Source organism: Pseudolysinimonas sp., assembly GCF_044239695.1.
In the GTDB taxonomy this organism is placed as follows: Bacteria; Actinomycetota; Actinomycetes; order Actinomycetales; family Microbacteriaceae; genus Pseudolysinimonas_A.
This window is the reverse complement of the sequence record NZ_JBIIAW010000077.1, coordinates 1-14,760: the sequence shown is the minus strand read 5'-3', so window position 1 is coordinate 14,760 and position 14,760 is coordinate 1. Positions and strand designations below refer to the sequence as shown.

Genomic DNA, 14,760 nt, shown 5'->3' with positions numbered 1-14,760 from the left:
CGGCGGCGGGCTTCGGGCCCGGCTTCGCGGCGACGGGAGCCTTCGGCGGCGCGGCCGGAGTGGCGGGCGCCTTGTGCCCGTCGGCTTCGAGGGCCGTCTTCAGTCGCCGGGCGACCGGCGGGGCGATGCTGCTCGACGCGGACTTGACGAATTCGCCCATGTCCTTGAGCTTGTCGAGTGCGATCTTCGAGTCGATGCCGAGTTCGGCGGCGACTTCGTGAACTCGTGGGTTGGCCACAATTCTCCTGTCTGGGGTCCACCCAGGCAGGGCGGACGTCAAAGGGTGAGGAAACTCATTTCGAGTCGCTCATTAGTTGTCCATGTGCAGATCAATCCATTTCTGAAGGTCTGACATGTCGCGGAGGGATTCCGCGGTGATCACGGTGCGCAACGCGCGGCTGAAGGCCTTGCGTTGAACCGCGGCCTGGAGGCATCCAGGGTCTGGATGCAGCCACGCCCCCCTACCCGGAAGCGAGGCGGTGACATCGGCCACTGCTCGCCCGTCGCGCGCGACGACTCTCAGAAGTGAAGGTCGGGGAGCACGCTGCCGGCAACCCAGGCAGGTTCGAACGGCTTCCATCCTACCCCCGTTCGTGCGTGCGCGGCTTTCAGGACTCCATCACGGAGTCGGGTTGGATGTCGATGCGGGCTCCCGTGAGCTTCGCGGCGAGGCGGGCGTTCTGGCCCTCTTTGCCGATCGCGAGCGAGAGCTGATAGTCGGGCACGAGCGCGCGGACGGCCTTCGTGGCCTCGTCGACGACGAACGCACTCGACACTTTCGCCGGCGACAGCGCGCTCGCGACGAAGGCGGCGATGTCGTCGGACCAGTCGACGATGTCGATCTTCTCGCCGTTGAGCTCCGCGGTCACGGCGCGCACCCGCGACCCGAGCTCGCCGATGCAGGCACCCTTCGCGTTGATCCCCGGCTCGGTCGCCCGCACCGCGATCTTCGTGCGGTGGCCGGCCTCGCGCGCGAGGCTCGCGATCTCCACGACGCCCGAGGCGATCTCCGGCACCTCGAGCGCGAACAGGCGCCGCACGAGGCCCGGATGCGTGCGGCTCACCGTGATCGACGGGCCCTTGAGGCCCTTGCTCACGCTCGTGACGTAGACGCGGATGCGGGAGCCGTGCGCGTAGTCCTCGCCCGGCACCTGCTCCTCCGGCGGCAGGATCGCCTCGACGGTGCCGAGGTCGACGTGGATCATCCGCGGGTTGGGACCCTGCTGGATGACGCCGGCGACGATGTCGCCCTCGCGGTTGCGGAACTCGCCGAGCACCTTGTCGTCGCCGATGTCGCGCAGCCGCTGGTTGATGACCTGCTTCGCCGCGAACGCCGCGATCCGGCCGAAGTCCTCCGGGTTGTCGACCGACTCCCCGACGACCTCGCCGTCGTCGTCGAGCTCCGGCACGTAGATCGTGACGTGCCCGGTCTTGCGGTCGAGCTCGGTGCGGGCTCCCGAGTCGGCATCCCGTTCGGTGTGCTTGAGGTAGGCCGTGAGGATCGCCTGCTCGATGATCGTGACGAGTTCCTCGAACGGGATCTCGCGTTCACGCTCCATCATCCGGAGCACGGTGAGGTCGATGTCCATGCCGGGGGCCTCCGCTATTCAGCTTGTCGCCCCCGACTCGGGGGCATCGGTCGAGCTTAGCCGAGCCCTAGCCTGGGTGAATGCCCCGCCTCCCACTCCTTGCCGTGCTGCTCACGTCGTCCCTTCTGCTCTCCGGATGCTCGATCCTCGGGTCGTCCGTCGACGACGCGTCCGAGTACTCGGATGCCGACGCCCCCGCGGTGGAGGAGGACGACGACTTCGGCACCGTGGAGATCTACGACGTGCTCGAGGACGGCTCGCTCTCCCCCGAGGCGACGGGAACCACCCTCGAGGTGTGGGACCTGTTCCGCGAGATCGCGACCCCCGACTTCGCGGCCGAGGTGTTGCTGCAGTACCGGGTGGGCGACGCGCCCGACAGCGACACCCTCGCCTACGTCTACCAGGACGAGGACCCCGACTACTGGATCCTCGCGGCCAACCTCGCCACCGCCGAGGACCGCGATCTCCTGGTCGCCACCCTCATCCACGAGTACGCCCACATCCTCACCCTGTCCACCGACGAGTTCGACGAGGCCGGAACCTGCGCGCCCGAGGAGGAGATGGCGGAGGGCTGCCCCGCCCCCGACTCGGCGATCGCCGGCTTCCGGGATCGGTTCTGGGCGGGCTACGATGACGCTCCGGCCGTCGACAACGACGACGAGGATGTCGCCTACGAGTTCTACCTCGCGCACGAGGACGACTTCGTCAGCGACTACGCCGCGACGAACCTGGTGGAGGACGTGGCCGAGTCGTTCATGACCTACGTGCTCGAGGAGTCGGCGGAGGGATCGGGCGTCGTCGCGCAGAAGCTCCAGTTCTTCGACGAGTACCCCGAGCTCGCCGCGATCCGGGAGCGCATCCGCGCCGACCTCGGGCTGTGAGCGCGCGAGGATGAGGGCGTGAGCATCCAACTCGTCCTCGGCGCCGGTGAGATCGGCCGACCTCTCGTCCACCGCCTGATCGAGCGCGGCGACGACGTGCGCATCGCCACCCGCTCGGGCGCGACCGTCGCCGGCGCCGCCGCGGTGCGGCTCGACGCGGCGGATCCGGATGCCGTGGCACGCGCCGCGGACGGGGCGGCGACGATCTTCCTGTGCACCAACCCGCCCTATCAGGATTGGCCGCGCGCCTGGCCGCCGATCTTCGCCGCCGTCATCGACGCCGCCCGACGCAGCGGGGCCGCCCTCGTCGCGATGGGCAACCTGTATCCCTACGGGCGTGTGACGGCGCCGATGACCGAGGACTCCGTCGAGACCACGAGCGAGCGCAAGGGTCTCGTGCGCAAGGCCGGCTGGGCCGCACTGCGCGGCGCCTCGGAGAGCGGCGCGATCCGCGCCGTCGAGGTGCGCGCAAGCGACTACTTCGGCGCGGGGGCGGGAGCCACCGCTCAACTCGGCGAGAGGTTCTTCGGTCCGCTCCTCGCCGGGAAGACGGCGATGGTCGTCGGCGACCCCGCGCAGCTCCACAGCTGGAGCTACCTGCCGGACATCGTGAGCGCCCTCGTCGCAGCCTCGGACCACGACGGACCGTGGAGCCGGGTCTGGCACGTGCCGAGCCACGCGCGCACCCGGGTCGGGATCGCGGAGGAGGTGGGCACTCGCACCGGCCTGCCCTCCCGGGTCGTCGGCTACCCGTCGGCGCTGCTGTCGGCGCTGGGGGTGTTCAGCCCGTTCCTGCGCGAGGTCGCGGCGTCGAGTTATCAGTTCCGCGACGCGCCCTTCGTGATCGACGCGACGGAGACGTCGGCGCTGCTCGCAGTCGGCGCGACGCCGTGGGAGGATGCGCTCGAGACGACGCTCGCCTCCTACCGGAGCATCACGCGTCGGGGGCGGTGACCTCGGCGACGAGCTCCGAGACGCGCACCTCGGTGCGGACGTTGGAGCGCCGGTCCCACAGCTCGACGAGACCGTCGGCGGCACCGCGTCCGACGATGACGATCGTCGGCACGCCGAGCAGCTCGGCGTCGCCGAACTTCACCCCGGGCGACACCTTCGGCCGGTCGTCGTAGAGCACGTCCTGACCCGCTGCCTCGAGATCGTCCACCAGCTGCGACGCGACCTCGAAGACGACATCCTCCCGGCCCGTCGCGATGACGTGCACGTCGAACGGCGCGATCTCCTTCGGCCAGAGCAGACCCTTGTCGTCGGCGGTCGTCTCGGCGATGGCGGCGAGGATGCGGGTCACCCCGATGCCGTAGGAGCCCATCGTGACGGTCACCAGCTTGCCGTTCTCGTCGAGCACTTTGAGGTCGAGCGCCTCGGCGTACTTGCGGCCGAGCTGGAACACATGTCCGATCTCCATGCCGCGCGCGAGTTCGACCGGACCTGAGCCGTCGGGGGCGGGGTCGCCGGCGCGCACCGCGGCCACCTCGACGACGCCGTCGCCGGAGAAGTCGCGTCCGGCGACGAGGCCGAAGACGTGCTTCTCGTCCTCGTTGGCACCGGTGATCCAGTCGGACCCGTCGACGACGCGGGGATCGAGGAGGTACCGGATGTTCGTGGCCGACTCCTCGCCGAGCACGGGGCCCAGCGCCGACCACGGACCGATGTAGCCCTTGACGAGCAGGGGGTTCTTCGCGAAGTCGGCTTCGGTCGCGGGCTCGACCTCGGCCGGGGCGAACGCCACCTCGGCGCGCTTGAGATCCACCTCGCGATCGCCGGGGAGCCCGACGACGACGATCTCGCGGGACCCGTCGAGGTGAGTGAGGGCGAGCACGACGTTCTTGAGGGTGTCGGCGGCGGTCCAGGCGTGACCGGGCTTGGGATGCTCGGCGTTGGCCAGGTCGACGAGAGTCTGGATGGTGGCCGAACCCGGCGACGGCAGCACCCGGGGTTCGGGCAACGTGGCGACGTCGACATCCAGCTGCGGCACGAGCGTGGTGTAGGCCTCGACGTTCGCGGCGTACCCGCCGGCGCTGCGGACGAAGGTGTCCTCGCCGATCGGCGTCGGGTGCAGGAACTCCTCGGACCGCGAGCCGCCCATGGCGCCGGCATCCGCCTGCACGATGACGTAGTCGAGACCGAGGCGGGTGAAGATGCGCTCGTAGGCGTCGCGCTGCGCCTGGTACGACGCCTCGAGGCCCGCGTCGGTGTAGTCGAACGAGTAGGCGTCCTTCATCGAGAACTCGCGGCCGCGCAAGAGTCCGGCGCGGGGTCGGGCCTCGTCGCGGTACTTGTCCTGGATCTGGTAGATCGACAGCGGCAGGTCCTTGTACGACGAGTAGAGGTCCTTCACGAGCAGCGTGAAGACCTCCTCGTGCGTCGGGGCGAGCAGGTAGTCGGCGCCCTTGCGGTCCTTGAGCCGGAAGATGCCGTCGCCGTACTCCTCCCAGCGGCCGGTCGCCTCGTAGGGCTCCCGCGGCAGGAGCGCGGGGAACAGAACCTCCTGCGCGCCGGCGCGCTCCATCTCGTCGCGGATGACGGCCTCGACCTTGCGGCGCACCTTCAGCCCCAGCGGCAGCCAGGAGAAGATGCCGGGCGCCTGACGGCGGATGTAGCCGGCGCGGACGAGCAGCTTGTGGCTGACCGCCTCGGCGTCGACGGGGTCTTCGCGCAGCGTGCGGACGAAGAGCTGGGAGAGGCGCGTGGACACGACCTCCACTGTAGTTACTCGCTCAGCGGAGGGAGTTCGCCCGGGTGGCCTCGAGCGCCGCGGGCGAGGAGCGCAACACCCGTCCGAAGCGCCCGAGACCTTTCGGGCACGAGAGCCGCGACCGCTGTCACGGGGGGGCCGGGACGGCCGCGACCCTCGCTCTCCACCCTCCCGGCAGCGGGGCTCTGAACTCCCCGAGACAGCCGGCCCGAACGAGGGCGGAGGTCCTGCGCGCGGACGGCGACGGCGGGCCCAGCGACCGAGATCGCGAAGGAACATCCCACCCCATCGCCTGACCCCCTCGGTCGCCACCTCGGGGTCCGCATCCCGACGCGTGAGGGTCAGGGTAGCTCCGCGTTCACCCGCCAGTCACCCCCACAGCGGGTGCCTCTCGGCGAAGTGATACGGAAAAGCGAATATCGGTACTCGGGCCTCGCGGCGCGCTCAGACCGTGACGACCTCGGGGCTGCCGAGCTCGCCCGGAGGCATCTCGGCGGCGAGACGTTGCGCCTCGGCGATGAGGGTCGCCACGATCTCCGCCTCGGGGACCGTCTTCACGACCTCGCCCTTGACGAAGATCTGGCCCTTGCCGTTGCCGGAGGCGACGCCGAGGTCGGCTTCGCGCGCCTCGCCGGGGCCGTTGACGACGCAGCCCATGACGGCCACCCGCATCGGCACCGTGAGCCCCTTGAGCCCTTCGGTGACGTCTTCGGCGAGGCTGTAGACATCCACCTGCGCGCGTCCGCAGGACGGGCAGGAGACGATCTCGAGCTTGCGCTCGCGCAGGTTGAGCGACTGCAGGATCTGCAGCCCGACCTTCACCTCTTCGGCCGGCGGAGCCGACAGCGAGACGCGGATGGTGTCGCCGATCCCCTCCGACAGCAGGATGCCGAACGCCGTCGCGCTCTTGATCGTGCCCTGGAACGCGGGGCCGGCCTCGGTCACGCCGAGGTGCAGCGGCCAATCGCCCGCCGCGGCGAGCAGCCGGTAGGCCTTCACCATCACGATCGGGTCGTTGTGCTTCACCGAGATCTTGAAGTCGTGGAAGTCGTGCTCCTCGAAGAGGCTCGCCTCCCAGATCGCGCTCTCGGCGAGCGCTTCGGGGGTCGCCTTGCCGTACTTCTCGAGCAGGCGGGGATCGAGCGACCCGGCGTTGACGCCGATCCGCAGGCTCACGCCGGCATCCTTCGCCGCCTTCGCGATCGCGCCGACCTGGTCGTCGAACTTGCGGATGTTCCCGGGGTTGACGCGCACCGCGGCACAGCCGGCGTCGATCGCCTGGAAGACGTACTTGGGCTGGAAGTGGATGTCGGCGATCACCGGGATCTGCGACTTCTTGGCGATGATGTGCAGCACGTCGGCGTCGTCCTGCGACGGGACCGCCACGCGCACGATGTCGCAGCCCGAGGCGGTGAGCTCGGCGATCTGCTGGAGGGTCGCGTTGATGTTCGTGGTCGGCGTCGTGCACATCGACTGCACGCTCACCGGGGCGTCACCGCCGACGAGCACCTTGCCGACCTTGATCTGGCGGCTCTTGCGGCGGGGAGCGAGGACTTCGGGCGCCGACTTGGGCATTCCGATGTTCAGGGCGGGCACGGACCCAGTTTAGGTCGCAGGCCCGCCCTCCACCGGCTCAGGCGCCGATGTGCCGCACGAGTTCCGCGACGAACGTGCCGGCCTCGTCGAGGTGCGGCGCGTGGCCCGCCTCGGGCAGCGCGACCTCGGTGTAGGCACCCCCGTTGGCCCGGTAGCGGTCGAGCACGGCGCGGGTCTGCACCTTCATCGGCTGCGGCGGGGCGACGTCGGCTCCCGGCCAGCCCGGGATGACGCCGACCTGGCCGAGCATGTTGAGGTCGAAGAACGACGCGTCGGACACGATCGCGTCCTTCTCACCGTGGATCCAGAGGATCGGCGGCTTCACCGCGAGGTCGACGATGCCCGAGACGTCGAAGTACTGCGGTGCCATCGTGTTGAGCACTCCGCGGGTGCCGGCGGCGAAGCCGGGCCAGTTGGCGGAGGCGACCGAGTCGCCCGGGTAGTTGTCGACCCCGGTCTTCGTCGTCAGCATCGAGGCGACCCACAGGTCTTCGAGCTCGGACTGCTCCTCCGGCTTCGCGGTGTACGCCGCCCGGAACACGCCGCGCGGCGAGGTCTGCTCCACGCCGTCGGCATCTCCCGCCTCGAGTCGGGCGACGAAGTCGGGGTTCGCTCCCCCGCCGCCGGTGCCCGCGCCATCGGTATCGTTGCGCGCTCCGTCGGGCCCGTGCGTGCCGCCGAAGCCGTACGGCGACACCGGCGCTTCGAGGGTCAGGCTGAGCACCCGCTCGGGGGCGTCGAGCAGGATCGTCGACACGACGCCTCCGCCCATGCTCCAGCCGACGAGGTGCACGGCGTCGAGACCGAGCGCGTCGAGCACGCTCAGCACGTCGTCGGCGAAGTCGCGCAGCCCGCGGGTCGCGTCGACGGGCAGCGTCTCGCTGTCGCCGAAGCCGCGCAGGTCGACCGCGAGCGCCCGCACGTCGGCCGGGAGCGCCAGCATCGTCGGCTGGTAGAACGACGACGACGAGACGTTGCCGTGCACGAACACGACGGTGCGCGATGCCTGGCCCGCGGCGGGGCGCTCGAGCACGTTGGCGGTGAGCCGGGGGGTGGTGACGGAGTGCGCGACGACGCCGTCGAGGAGGGTGGTGGGCATGTTCTTCCTTCGTTTCAGGGGGTGATGGAGCGGGCGACGATGCCGGCCCCCGGGTCGGTCATGACGATCGTGTAGTGGTTGCAGTCCGGCACGTCGGTGACCGTGACGGCGGGAACCGGATTCCGGGGCAGCTCGGGATAGAGGCCGCCGGGCTCGTCGACCAGACCGCGCGGGGCCCGGAGCAACGGCACCTCTCCGGGGAGACCGCGGAGTGCCTCGAGGTACCAGTCCGGTCCGTAGAGGTCGAGAGCATCGGCGGCGATCGCCTCGGGCGTCGCCGCCGGGCGCAGGTGCGGCGGCTCGCCCACGAGGTCGTAGTCGGAGTAGGCGTCGAGGTCGGGCACCTCCCGTCCGGCGAACGCGGGATGCGCGTGCCAGAACGCGCGGGCCTCGTCGAAGCCGGCGAACTCTCGGGCGAGCCGCGCGGTGATCGGACCGAGCACGTCGCCGACGGGACGCTCGAGCGGAAGGCCGCCGTCGACGAGCACGAGCGAGGCCACGGCATCCGGCCGGGCCGCCGCGAGCGCGACCGCGACGAACGCGCCCATCGAATGTCCGACGACGGGGATCGGGCCCACCCCCAGATCGTCGAGCACGCGAGCGAGATCTGCGGCGTGGTGACGCAGCCCGGTCGACGGCGGGAGGCGACTGCTGCGTCCCCGACCGCGCAGGTCGGGCGCGATGAGCCGGAGCCCGGGCAGGTGCCGGGTGACGGCGAGCCAGGCGCGCGAACTCGAGGTGATCCCGTGCACGAGCAGCACGGCGGGTGCATCGGCGGGACCGAACTCGGTGACCGAGAGTTCGCCGTCGCCGACATCCATCGCCGTCTGCCTCGCTGAGTCGTTCATCACCGCGCGCTCCAGCCGCCGTCCATCAGCTGCGAGGTGCCGGTGATCATGCCGGAATGGGGGCCGCACAGCCAGGCGACGAGTTCGCCGACCTCCTCGGGCTCGACGAGCCGCTTGATCGCGGCCTCGGCGAGCATCACGGTCTGGATCACCTCGGATTCCGGGATGCCGTGCACCCGCGCCTGGTCGGCGATCTGCTTCTCGACGAGCGGCGTGCGCACGTAGCCCGGGTCGACGCAGTTGCTCGTGACGCCGTGCGTGGCCCCCTCGAGCGCGACGACCTTCGAGAAGCCCTCGAGCCCGTGCTTCGCCGTGACGTAGGCGCTCTTGAACGGGCTCGCCCGGATGCCGTGCACCGAGCTGATGTTGACGACCCGTCCCCAACCGCGCCGGTACATCCCGGGCAGGACGGCGCGGGCCAGCAGGAACGGGGCGGTGACCATGAGATCGAGCATCAGCCGGAACCGCGCCGGTTCGAAGTCGACGATCGGCGCGACGGTCTGGATGCCGGCGTTGTTGACGAGGATGTCGGCGTCGAGGGAGAGATTCTCCAGCGCGTCCAGATCGGAGAGGTCGACGGTCCACGCCGTGCCGCCGAGTTCGTCCGCGAGGCGGGCGGCCCCGTCGGCGTCGAGGTCGGCGATCGTCACGATCGCGCCGCGCGCGGCGAGGGCGCGTGCGGTCGCCGCGCCGATGCCGCTCGCGGCACCCGTCACGAGTGCTCGGCGCCCGTCGAGTTCTGCCATCGTCGGCCTCCCGAGTGCACGCTAACGCAGACTCTCGGCCGACAGAACGGCTCAGATGATGCAATGTTGCAGATATGGATGCGCAGACTTCGCCACTCGGCCCGAGCGCCGACGACCTGCTCGTGCTGCTCGCGGTCGCCCGCACGGGCCGGTTCACGACCGCGGCCCACCGCCTGGGCATCAACCACACGACCGTCGCGCGGCGCATCTCCGCCCTCGAGGCCGCACTCGGCGGACGGGTGATGCGCCGCGGCGATGCGGGGTGGACCCTCACCCCGCTCGGCGAGCGTGCCGCCGGCGCCGCCGAGGCCGTCGAAGCGGCGCTCGGCGGGGTGGCCGCTCCCGACCCGCGCTCGGAGCTCTCCGGGCTCATCCGCCTCTCGGCGACCGACGGGTTCAGCGGATTCATCGCCGCCCCGGCGATGGCGGCGCTGCGCCGCCGGCATCCCGCCGTCTCGCTCGAGGTCGTCGCCGTGACCCGGCAGGCATCGCAGCAGCGGATCGGTGCCGATCTCGAAGTCGTCGTCGGCCGCCCGGAGGTGCGCCGCGCGGAAGCGATGCAGCTCGGGGAGTACGCGCTCGGACTGTACGCCTCCCGCGATCTTCTCGCCGAGCGCGGCGCGCCCCGCACCCTCGGCGACCTCGCCGGCGCTCCCCTGGTCTACTTCATCGAGTCGATGCTGCAAGTCGACGTGCTCGACGACGCGCGCCACATCATCCCCGCCATGACCGACGCCGTGACGAGCACGAACGTGTACGTGCACGTCGAAGCCACCCGGGCGGGTGCCGGCTTCGGGCTGCTCCCGGCCTTCCTCGCCGACCGGCATCCCGACCTCGAACGCGTGCTGCCCGACGCGATCGAGCGCCGGCTGCCGTACTGGCTCGTCGCCCGGCCGGACGCCCTGCGGCAACCGGTCGTGACCGCCTACGTGCGCGCCCTGCGGGAGCGGGTCGCCGAGGTGCGCGCGGCCCTGCTCGGCGTGCGCGGGTGACTCAGGGAGCGTCGGGGAACAGGTCGATCGGGTTGACGATGTCGGAGAAGATCACGAAGACCGTGAGTACCGCGAGGATGCCGGAGATCGCCATCGTGAGCGGGATGAGGCGCGCGACATCCACCGGGCCCGGATCGGGGCGCTTGAACAGGCGCGCGACCCCCCGCCGGAGCCCTTCCCAGAGCGCCCCGGCCACGTGCCCGCCATCGAGGGGCAGCAGCGGGACGAGGTTGAACAAGAAGAGCGCGAGGTTGAGCCCGCCGAGCAGCCCGAGCAGGCTCGACGCACGGTCGGCGACCGGGAGCGTGTCGAGGCTCGTGATCTCCCCGGCGAGCCGGCCGATCCCGACGACGCCGACGATGCCCTCGGGGTCGCGCTCCGTGCCCCCGAAGGTGGAGACCCCGAGGTCGTAGACCCGGCCGGGGAGGGTGATGATCGAGTACCCGATCCGGCCGGCGGCATCCAGGACGTAGCCCGGGACCGCCGTGATCGGCTGCTGCACCGTCTGGGTGGCGTATTCGATGCCGATGAAGCCGACGTCGCGGGTGACGTACGCCCCGTCCGCGTCGAGCACGTACTGTCCGTCGTCGCCGACGACCGGACGCGGCGTCAACAGGGGCGTGACCTCGAGGGTCTGCTCCGCGCCGTCGCGCAGCACGACGACGTCGAGCGGCTCGCCGGCCGATGCGGTGATGATCGCCGACGAGTCCGCGTAGTCGGTGATCGCCACCCCGTCGAGCGAGAGGATGCGGTCGCCCGGGCGCAGACCGGCCTCGGCCGCCGGCGACGCGGGGTCGTCGGCGGTGCACTCCGTCTGGCCGCTGCCCGCGGGCACGATGCACTCGTTGACGCCGCCGATCGTCGTCGAGATCTGCGGCACCCCGAACCCGACCAGCACGATCGCGAAGAACACGAACGCCAGCACGAGGTTCATGAACGGGCCGCCGAGCATGATGACGATGCGCTTGAGCACGGGCAGCCGATAGAACACCCGGTGCTCCTCCCCCGCCGGGATGCCCTCGTGGGCGGACGTGCGAGCATCCTGCACGAGGGTGTCGAAGAACCCGGTGGATGCCGTGCGCGGCTTCGCCCCCGGACGCGCCGGCGGGAACATCCCCGCCATCGAGATGTAGCCGCCCAGCGGGATCGCCTTGAGCCCGTACTGGGTCTCGCCGACCTGCTTGGAGAAGACCGTCGGGCCGAAGCCGATCATGTACTGACCGACCCGCACGCCGAACAACTTGGCGGGGACGAGATGCCCGACCTCGTGCAGTCCGATCGAGATCATCAAGCCCACCAGGACGATGACCACGCCGAGGAGATAGAGCAGCGCGGATTCCACCCGGTCAGAGTACGGCAGCCATTCTTGGAAAGCGCCCCAGCGGCCGGTGCGCGTCAGGAGCGCTTCGCCCCCACCGCCGTCACGACGAGCAGCGTCCCGACGATCCCGACGACGACGAACCCGCTCACGAGCCAGCCGAGCGGGATGCCGAGCAGCGCGACGGGGACGACGACGGTGTACTGCGTCCCCGCCGTGTCGTCGGTCAGCGTGTCGGCGAAGGTCAGATCGCCGAGGATCTGACTCTCCGGCTCCGAGAAGAAGAGCTCGAGCACCGTGAGGTAGGCGCCGAAGGATTCCACCTCGGTGCCGACGACCGGAGCCGCCCAGGAGGTGAAGGACGTCGCGGGCGATCCCGCACCGACGAACGACACGCGCTGGCGGTGATCGGCGAAGACGAAGAGCCGCAGAGTCTGCGGCTCGGTCGCCGCGCGCGAGAGCTCGAGCGGATAGACCAGCTCGTCGGTCTCGAAGGTGAAGCGCAACGGGTCCAGGCCCCCGTCGAGCGGTGCGTCACCGGTGAGCTTCAGCGCGACGAAGAACCAGCCGCGGTCGACGTATCCGCCCAGCAACTCGGTGACCGCCGGCGACAGCTCGTAGTCGTGTTCGGCGAGCCAGGTCTCGAGCCCGGCGGTGTCGGAGGCCGCGAGCGTCGTCGCCTCGATCGGGCCGAGCTGGACGACATCCAGCACCTCGGGCGGCGCCCCGGCCGTCGACCCGTCCCCCATCCCCCGGAACGTCCACCAGTCGTACTCCTCGACTCGTCGAGGGGTGGTGACGCGGTCGATCGCCGCGAAGTCTTCACGGGCGCCGAGCGACACGGTCGCGGGGGACGGCGTCGGGAAGACGAGTCCCGCCTCGGAATCGCTGCTGAGCACGGCGAGCAGCAGGTCGATCTGCTCGACGCCGTCGCGCCAGGAGATGATCGCATGCTCTTCGCCGACCGCGACCTCCGAGCCCGGGAGCGGCGCGACGCCGCCGCAGGCGCAGGCAGCTGCCGGGGCGACCGGCGCGACCGCGAAACCCGCGGCGAGGGCGAGTGCGCCCGCGAGACGGATGCCGCGACGGCGTCGAACGGGGGAGGTCACCCCGCCAGGATGGCATCCGCCGTGGCTCGGGCCCAACGTTCGGCGTCGAGGACGCCGGCGAGCGTCATCCCGCCCTCCCGGTGCGCGGCGGGATCGTGGGCGTCGACGACCCGCTCGATCGTCTCGACGATGCCGAGGTAGCCGATCCGTCCCGCGTGGAACGCGGCGACCGCCTGCTCGTTGGCGGCGTTGAAGACCGCCGGGTAGGTCTCGCGGGCGGACCCCACGCGCTTGGCGAGGGCGACCGACGGGAAGGCCACCTCGTCGAGCGGCTCGAAGGTCCAGGACTGCGCCGCCGACCAGTCCAGGGGACGACCGACCCCGGGCACGCGATCGGGCCAGCCCAGGCCGAGCGAGATCGGCAGGCGCATGTCGGGCGGGCTCGCCTGGGCGATCGTCGAGCCGTCGGTGAACTCCACCATGGAGTGCACGATCGACTGCGGGTGCACGACGACGTCGATCCGCGCGTAGGGCACGTCGAACAGCAGATGGGCTTCGATGACCTCGAGCCCCTTGTTGACGAGGGTCGCCGAGTTCGTCGTCACCATCAGCCCCATGTCCCAGGTGGGATGGGCGAGCGCCTCGGCGGGGGTCACCCGCGCGAGGTCGCCACGGGCACGGCCGCGGAACGGTCCGCCGGATGCCGTGAGCACGAGGCGACGCACCTCGCCCGCCGTCCCCGACCGCAGCGCCTGCGCGATCGCCGAGTGCTCCGAGTCGACGGGGACGATCTGGCCGGGAGCCGCCGCCGCGGTGACCAGGTCGCCGCCGACGATGAGGCTCTCCTTGTTGGCGAGCGCGAGCGTCGCACCGACTTCGAGCGCGGCAAGCGTCGGCCCGAGCCCCACCGATCCGGTGATCGCGTTGAGGACGACATCCGCCGGGGTGTCGCGCACGAGCTGCACGGCCTCGTCGGCCCCGAGCGCCAAGCGAGCGACCCCGGTCGCCGCGCCCTGCGCCTCGAGGGTGATGCGGTCGGATCCGGCGGCCAGACCGACCACCTCGAACAGGTCGGGGTTCGCCGCGATCACCTCGAGCGCCTGGGTGCCGACCGAACCGGTCGACCCGAGGACGATGACCCGACGCGGGCTCACGCGTCAGCCCGCGATCGCCACGATGTCGATGAGGAAGACCAGCGTCTTCCCCGCGAGTTCGTCGGTGCTGGTGCCCTCCTCGCCGTACCCGAGGGAGGGCGGCATCGTCACGATCAGCCGCGAGCCGACCTTCTGGCCGATCAGCGCGTCGCGGAAGCCCGCGACGACGCCCTGCACCGAGAACGTCGAGGGCTCGCCGCGGGTGTAGCTCTGGTCGAAGATCTCGCCGGTCTCCCACGCGGTGCCGAGGTAGTGCACGGAGACGGAGTCGGCCGGGCCGACGACATCCCCGTCGCCCTCGCTGAGCACCGCGATCTCGAGGTCGGTCTTGGGAGCCGCGTCCGGCAGCGTCACGGTCGGCGCGTCGTCGGTGCCGCCGATCTCGGGCACATCGGTGACCCATTCCACAGGGCTGAGGTCGGCGATGATGTCGGCGACGAAGATCAGCACGTCGTCCTCGGCCACACCGGAATCGGCCGCCTCGTCGCCGAAGCCCTCGGCCGGCGGGATGACGGCGACGACCCGCGTGCCCGGGCCCGCGCAGCCGAGCGCCTTCGCGAAGCCCACTCGCAGCGCGTCGACGTCGGCGCGGAATTCGATCGGCACCTCGCCCTCGGCGTAGCCGTAGGTGTCGACCGTCTCACCGGTCGTGCCGTTGATCATGAGGTAGGCGGCCTGCACGTTCGCGCCCGGAGCCACCTCGTCACCCTCGATCGCGACCGCGACCTGGGTCGTGTCCACCTCGGCGAGGGGCGAGGTGAAGTCGACGACCGGCGTC

15 protein-coding genes are annotated in these 14,760 nt (G+C 70.9%); 3 read left to right on the top strand and 12 right to left on the bottom strand.

Annotated elements, in window-relative coordinates; all coding sequences use genetic code 11:
- From ACILQS_RS11795 to nusA, 3 genes are all read right to left on the bottom strand, one after another.
- Positions 1 to 241 (bottom strand): translation initiation factor IF-2 N-terminal domain-containing protein (locus tag ACILQS_RS11795; RefSeq protein ID WP_395640323.1); only part of this gene is annotated, 241 nt, incomplete at its 3' end.
- Positions 242 to 310: 69 nt separating this feature from the next.
- The gene (locus tag ACILQS_RS11790) at positions 311 to 580 is read right to left on the bottom strand and encodes a YlxR family protein (protein WP_395640322.1); all 270 of its coding nucleotides are present in this window, start codon (positions 578 to 580) and stop codon (positions 311 to 313) included.
- Positions 581 to 608: 28 nt separating this feature from the next.
- Positions 609 to 1,589 carry a transcription termination factor NusA gene (nusA, locus tag ACILQS_RS11785; protein WP_395640321.1) on the bottom strand — a complete coding sequence of 327 codons (981 nt, stop codon included), beginning with the start codon at positions 1,587 to 1,589 and terminating at the stop codon, positions 609 to 611.
- Positions 1,590 to 1,669: 80 nt separating this feature from the next.
- On the opposite strand from nusA, the gene ACILQS_RS11780 reads away from it, so the two are divergent.
- Together ACILQS_RS11780 and ACILQS_RS11775 are read left to right on the top strand one after the other, a co-directional pair.
- Positions 1,670 to 2,470: an NADH:ubiquinone oxidoreductase subunit 4 (chain M) gene (locus ACILQS_RS11780; protein ID WP_395640320.1), complete on the top strand. Its 801-nt coding sequence runs from the start codon at positions 1,670 to 1,672 to the stop codon at positions 2,468 to 2,470.
- Positions 2,471 to 2,488: 18 nt separating this feature from the next.
- Positions 2,489 to 3,424, top strand: coding sequence for an NAD-dependent epimerase/dehydratase family protein (locus ACILQS_RS11775; RefSeq protein ID WP_395640319.1), 936 nt, complete (start codon positions 2,489 to 2,491; stop codon positions 3,422 to 3,424).
- Here ACILQS_RS11775 and ACILQS_RS11770 read toward each other — a convergent pair.
- The 5 genes from ACILQS_RS11770 to ACILQS_RS11750 form a co-directional block, all read right to left on the bottom strand.
- Positions 3,405 to 5,180 (bottom strand): proline--tRNA ligase, encoded by a 1,776-nt coding sequence (locus tag ACILQS_RS11770; protein ID WP_395640318.1) that lies wholly within the window; start codon positions 5,178 to 5,180, stop codon positions 3,405 to 3,407. The two genes, ACILQS_RS11775 and ACILQS_RS11770, sit on opposite strands and share 20 nt — an antisense overlap.
- Positions 5,181 to 5,624: 444 nt before the next feature.
- Positions 5,625 to 6,776 carry a flavodoxin-dependent (E)-4-hydroxy-3-methylbut-2-enyl-diphosphate synthase gene (ispG, locus tag ACILQS_RS11765; protein ID WP_395640317.1) on the bottom strand — a complete coding sequence of 384 codons (1,152 nt, stop codon included), beginning with the start codon at positions 6,774 to 6,776 and terminating at the stop codon, positions 5,625 to 5,627.
- Between the two features lie 37 nt (positions 6,777 to 6,813).
- Positions 6,814 to 7,875 carry an alpha/beta fold hydrolase gene (locus ACILQS_RS11760; protein WP_395640316.1) on the bottom strand — a complete coding sequence of 354 codons (1,062 nt, stop codon included), beginning with the start codon at positions 7,873 to 7,875 and terminating at the stop codon, positions 6,814 to 6,816.
- A gap of 14 nt (positions 7,876 to 7,889) precedes the next feature.
- Complete coding sequence (locus ACILQS_RS11755) at positions 7,890 to 8,723, bottom strand: alpha/beta fold hydrolase (RefSeq protein ID WP_395640315.1); 834 nt, start codon at positions 8,721 to 8,723, stop codon at positions 7,890 to 7,892.
- Positions 8,723 to 9,469 carry a 3-hydroxybutyrate dehydrogenase gene (locus ACILQS_RS11750; protein WP_395640314.1) on the bottom strand — a complete coding sequence of 249 codons (747 nt, stop codon included), beginning with the start codon at positions 9,467 to 9,469 and terminating at the stop codon, positions 8,723 to 8,725. Before ACILQS_RS11750 ends, ACILQS_RS11755 begins: the two co-directional genes overlap by 1 nt.
- 74 nt (positions 9,470 to 9,543) lie before the next feature.
- On the opposite strand from ACILQS_RS11750, the gene ACILQS_RS11745 reads away from it, so the two are divergent.
- The gene (locus ACILQS_RS11745) at positions 9,544 to 10,461 is read left to right on the top strand and encodes a LysR family transcriptional regulator (RefSeq protein ID WP_395640313.1); all 918 of its coding nucleotides are present in this window, start codon (positions 9,544 to 9,546) and stop codon (positions 10,459 to 10,461) included.
- A 1-nt stretch (position 10,462) separates the two neighbouring features.
- Here the strand turns inward: ACILQS_RS11745 and ACILQS_RS11740 are convergent, their stop codons facing one another.
- The 4 genes from ACILQS_RS11740 to ACILQS_RS11725 form a co-directional block, all read right to left on the bottom strand.
- Positions 10,463 to 11,803 carry a M50 family metallopeptidase gene (locus ACILQS_RS11740; RefSeq protein WP_395640312.1) on the bottom strand — a complete coding sequence of 447 codons (1,341 nt, stop codon included), beginning with the start codon at positions 11,801 to 11,803 and terminating at the stop codon, positions 10,463 to 10,465.
- A 53-nt stretch (positions 11,804 to 11,856) separates the two neighbouring features.
- Positions 11,857 to 12,888 carry a DUF2330 domain-containing protein gene (locus tag ACILQS_RS11735; protein WP_395640311.1) on the bottom strand — a complete coding sequence of 344 codons (1,032 nt, stop codon included), beginning with the start codon at positions 12,886 to 12,888 and terminating at the stop codon, positions 11,857 to 11,859.
- Complete coding sequence (locus ACILQS_RS11730; RefSeq protein WP_395640310.1) at positions 12,885 to 13,982, bottom strand: 1-deoxy-D-xylulose-5-phosphate reductoisomerase; 1,098 nt, start codon at positions 13,980 to 13,982, stop codon at positions 12,885 to 12,887. The genes ACILQS_RS11735 and ACILQS_RS11730 overlap by 4 nt, the downstream gene beginning before the upstream one ends.
- A 3-nt stretch (positions 13,983 to 13,985) precedes the next feature.
- Positions 13,986 to 14,760, bottom strand: a 775-nt coding sequence (locus tag ACILQS_RS11725) for an FKBP-type peptidyl-prolyl cis-trans isomerase (protein WP_395640309.1), incomplete at its 5' end; no start/stop codon positions are given.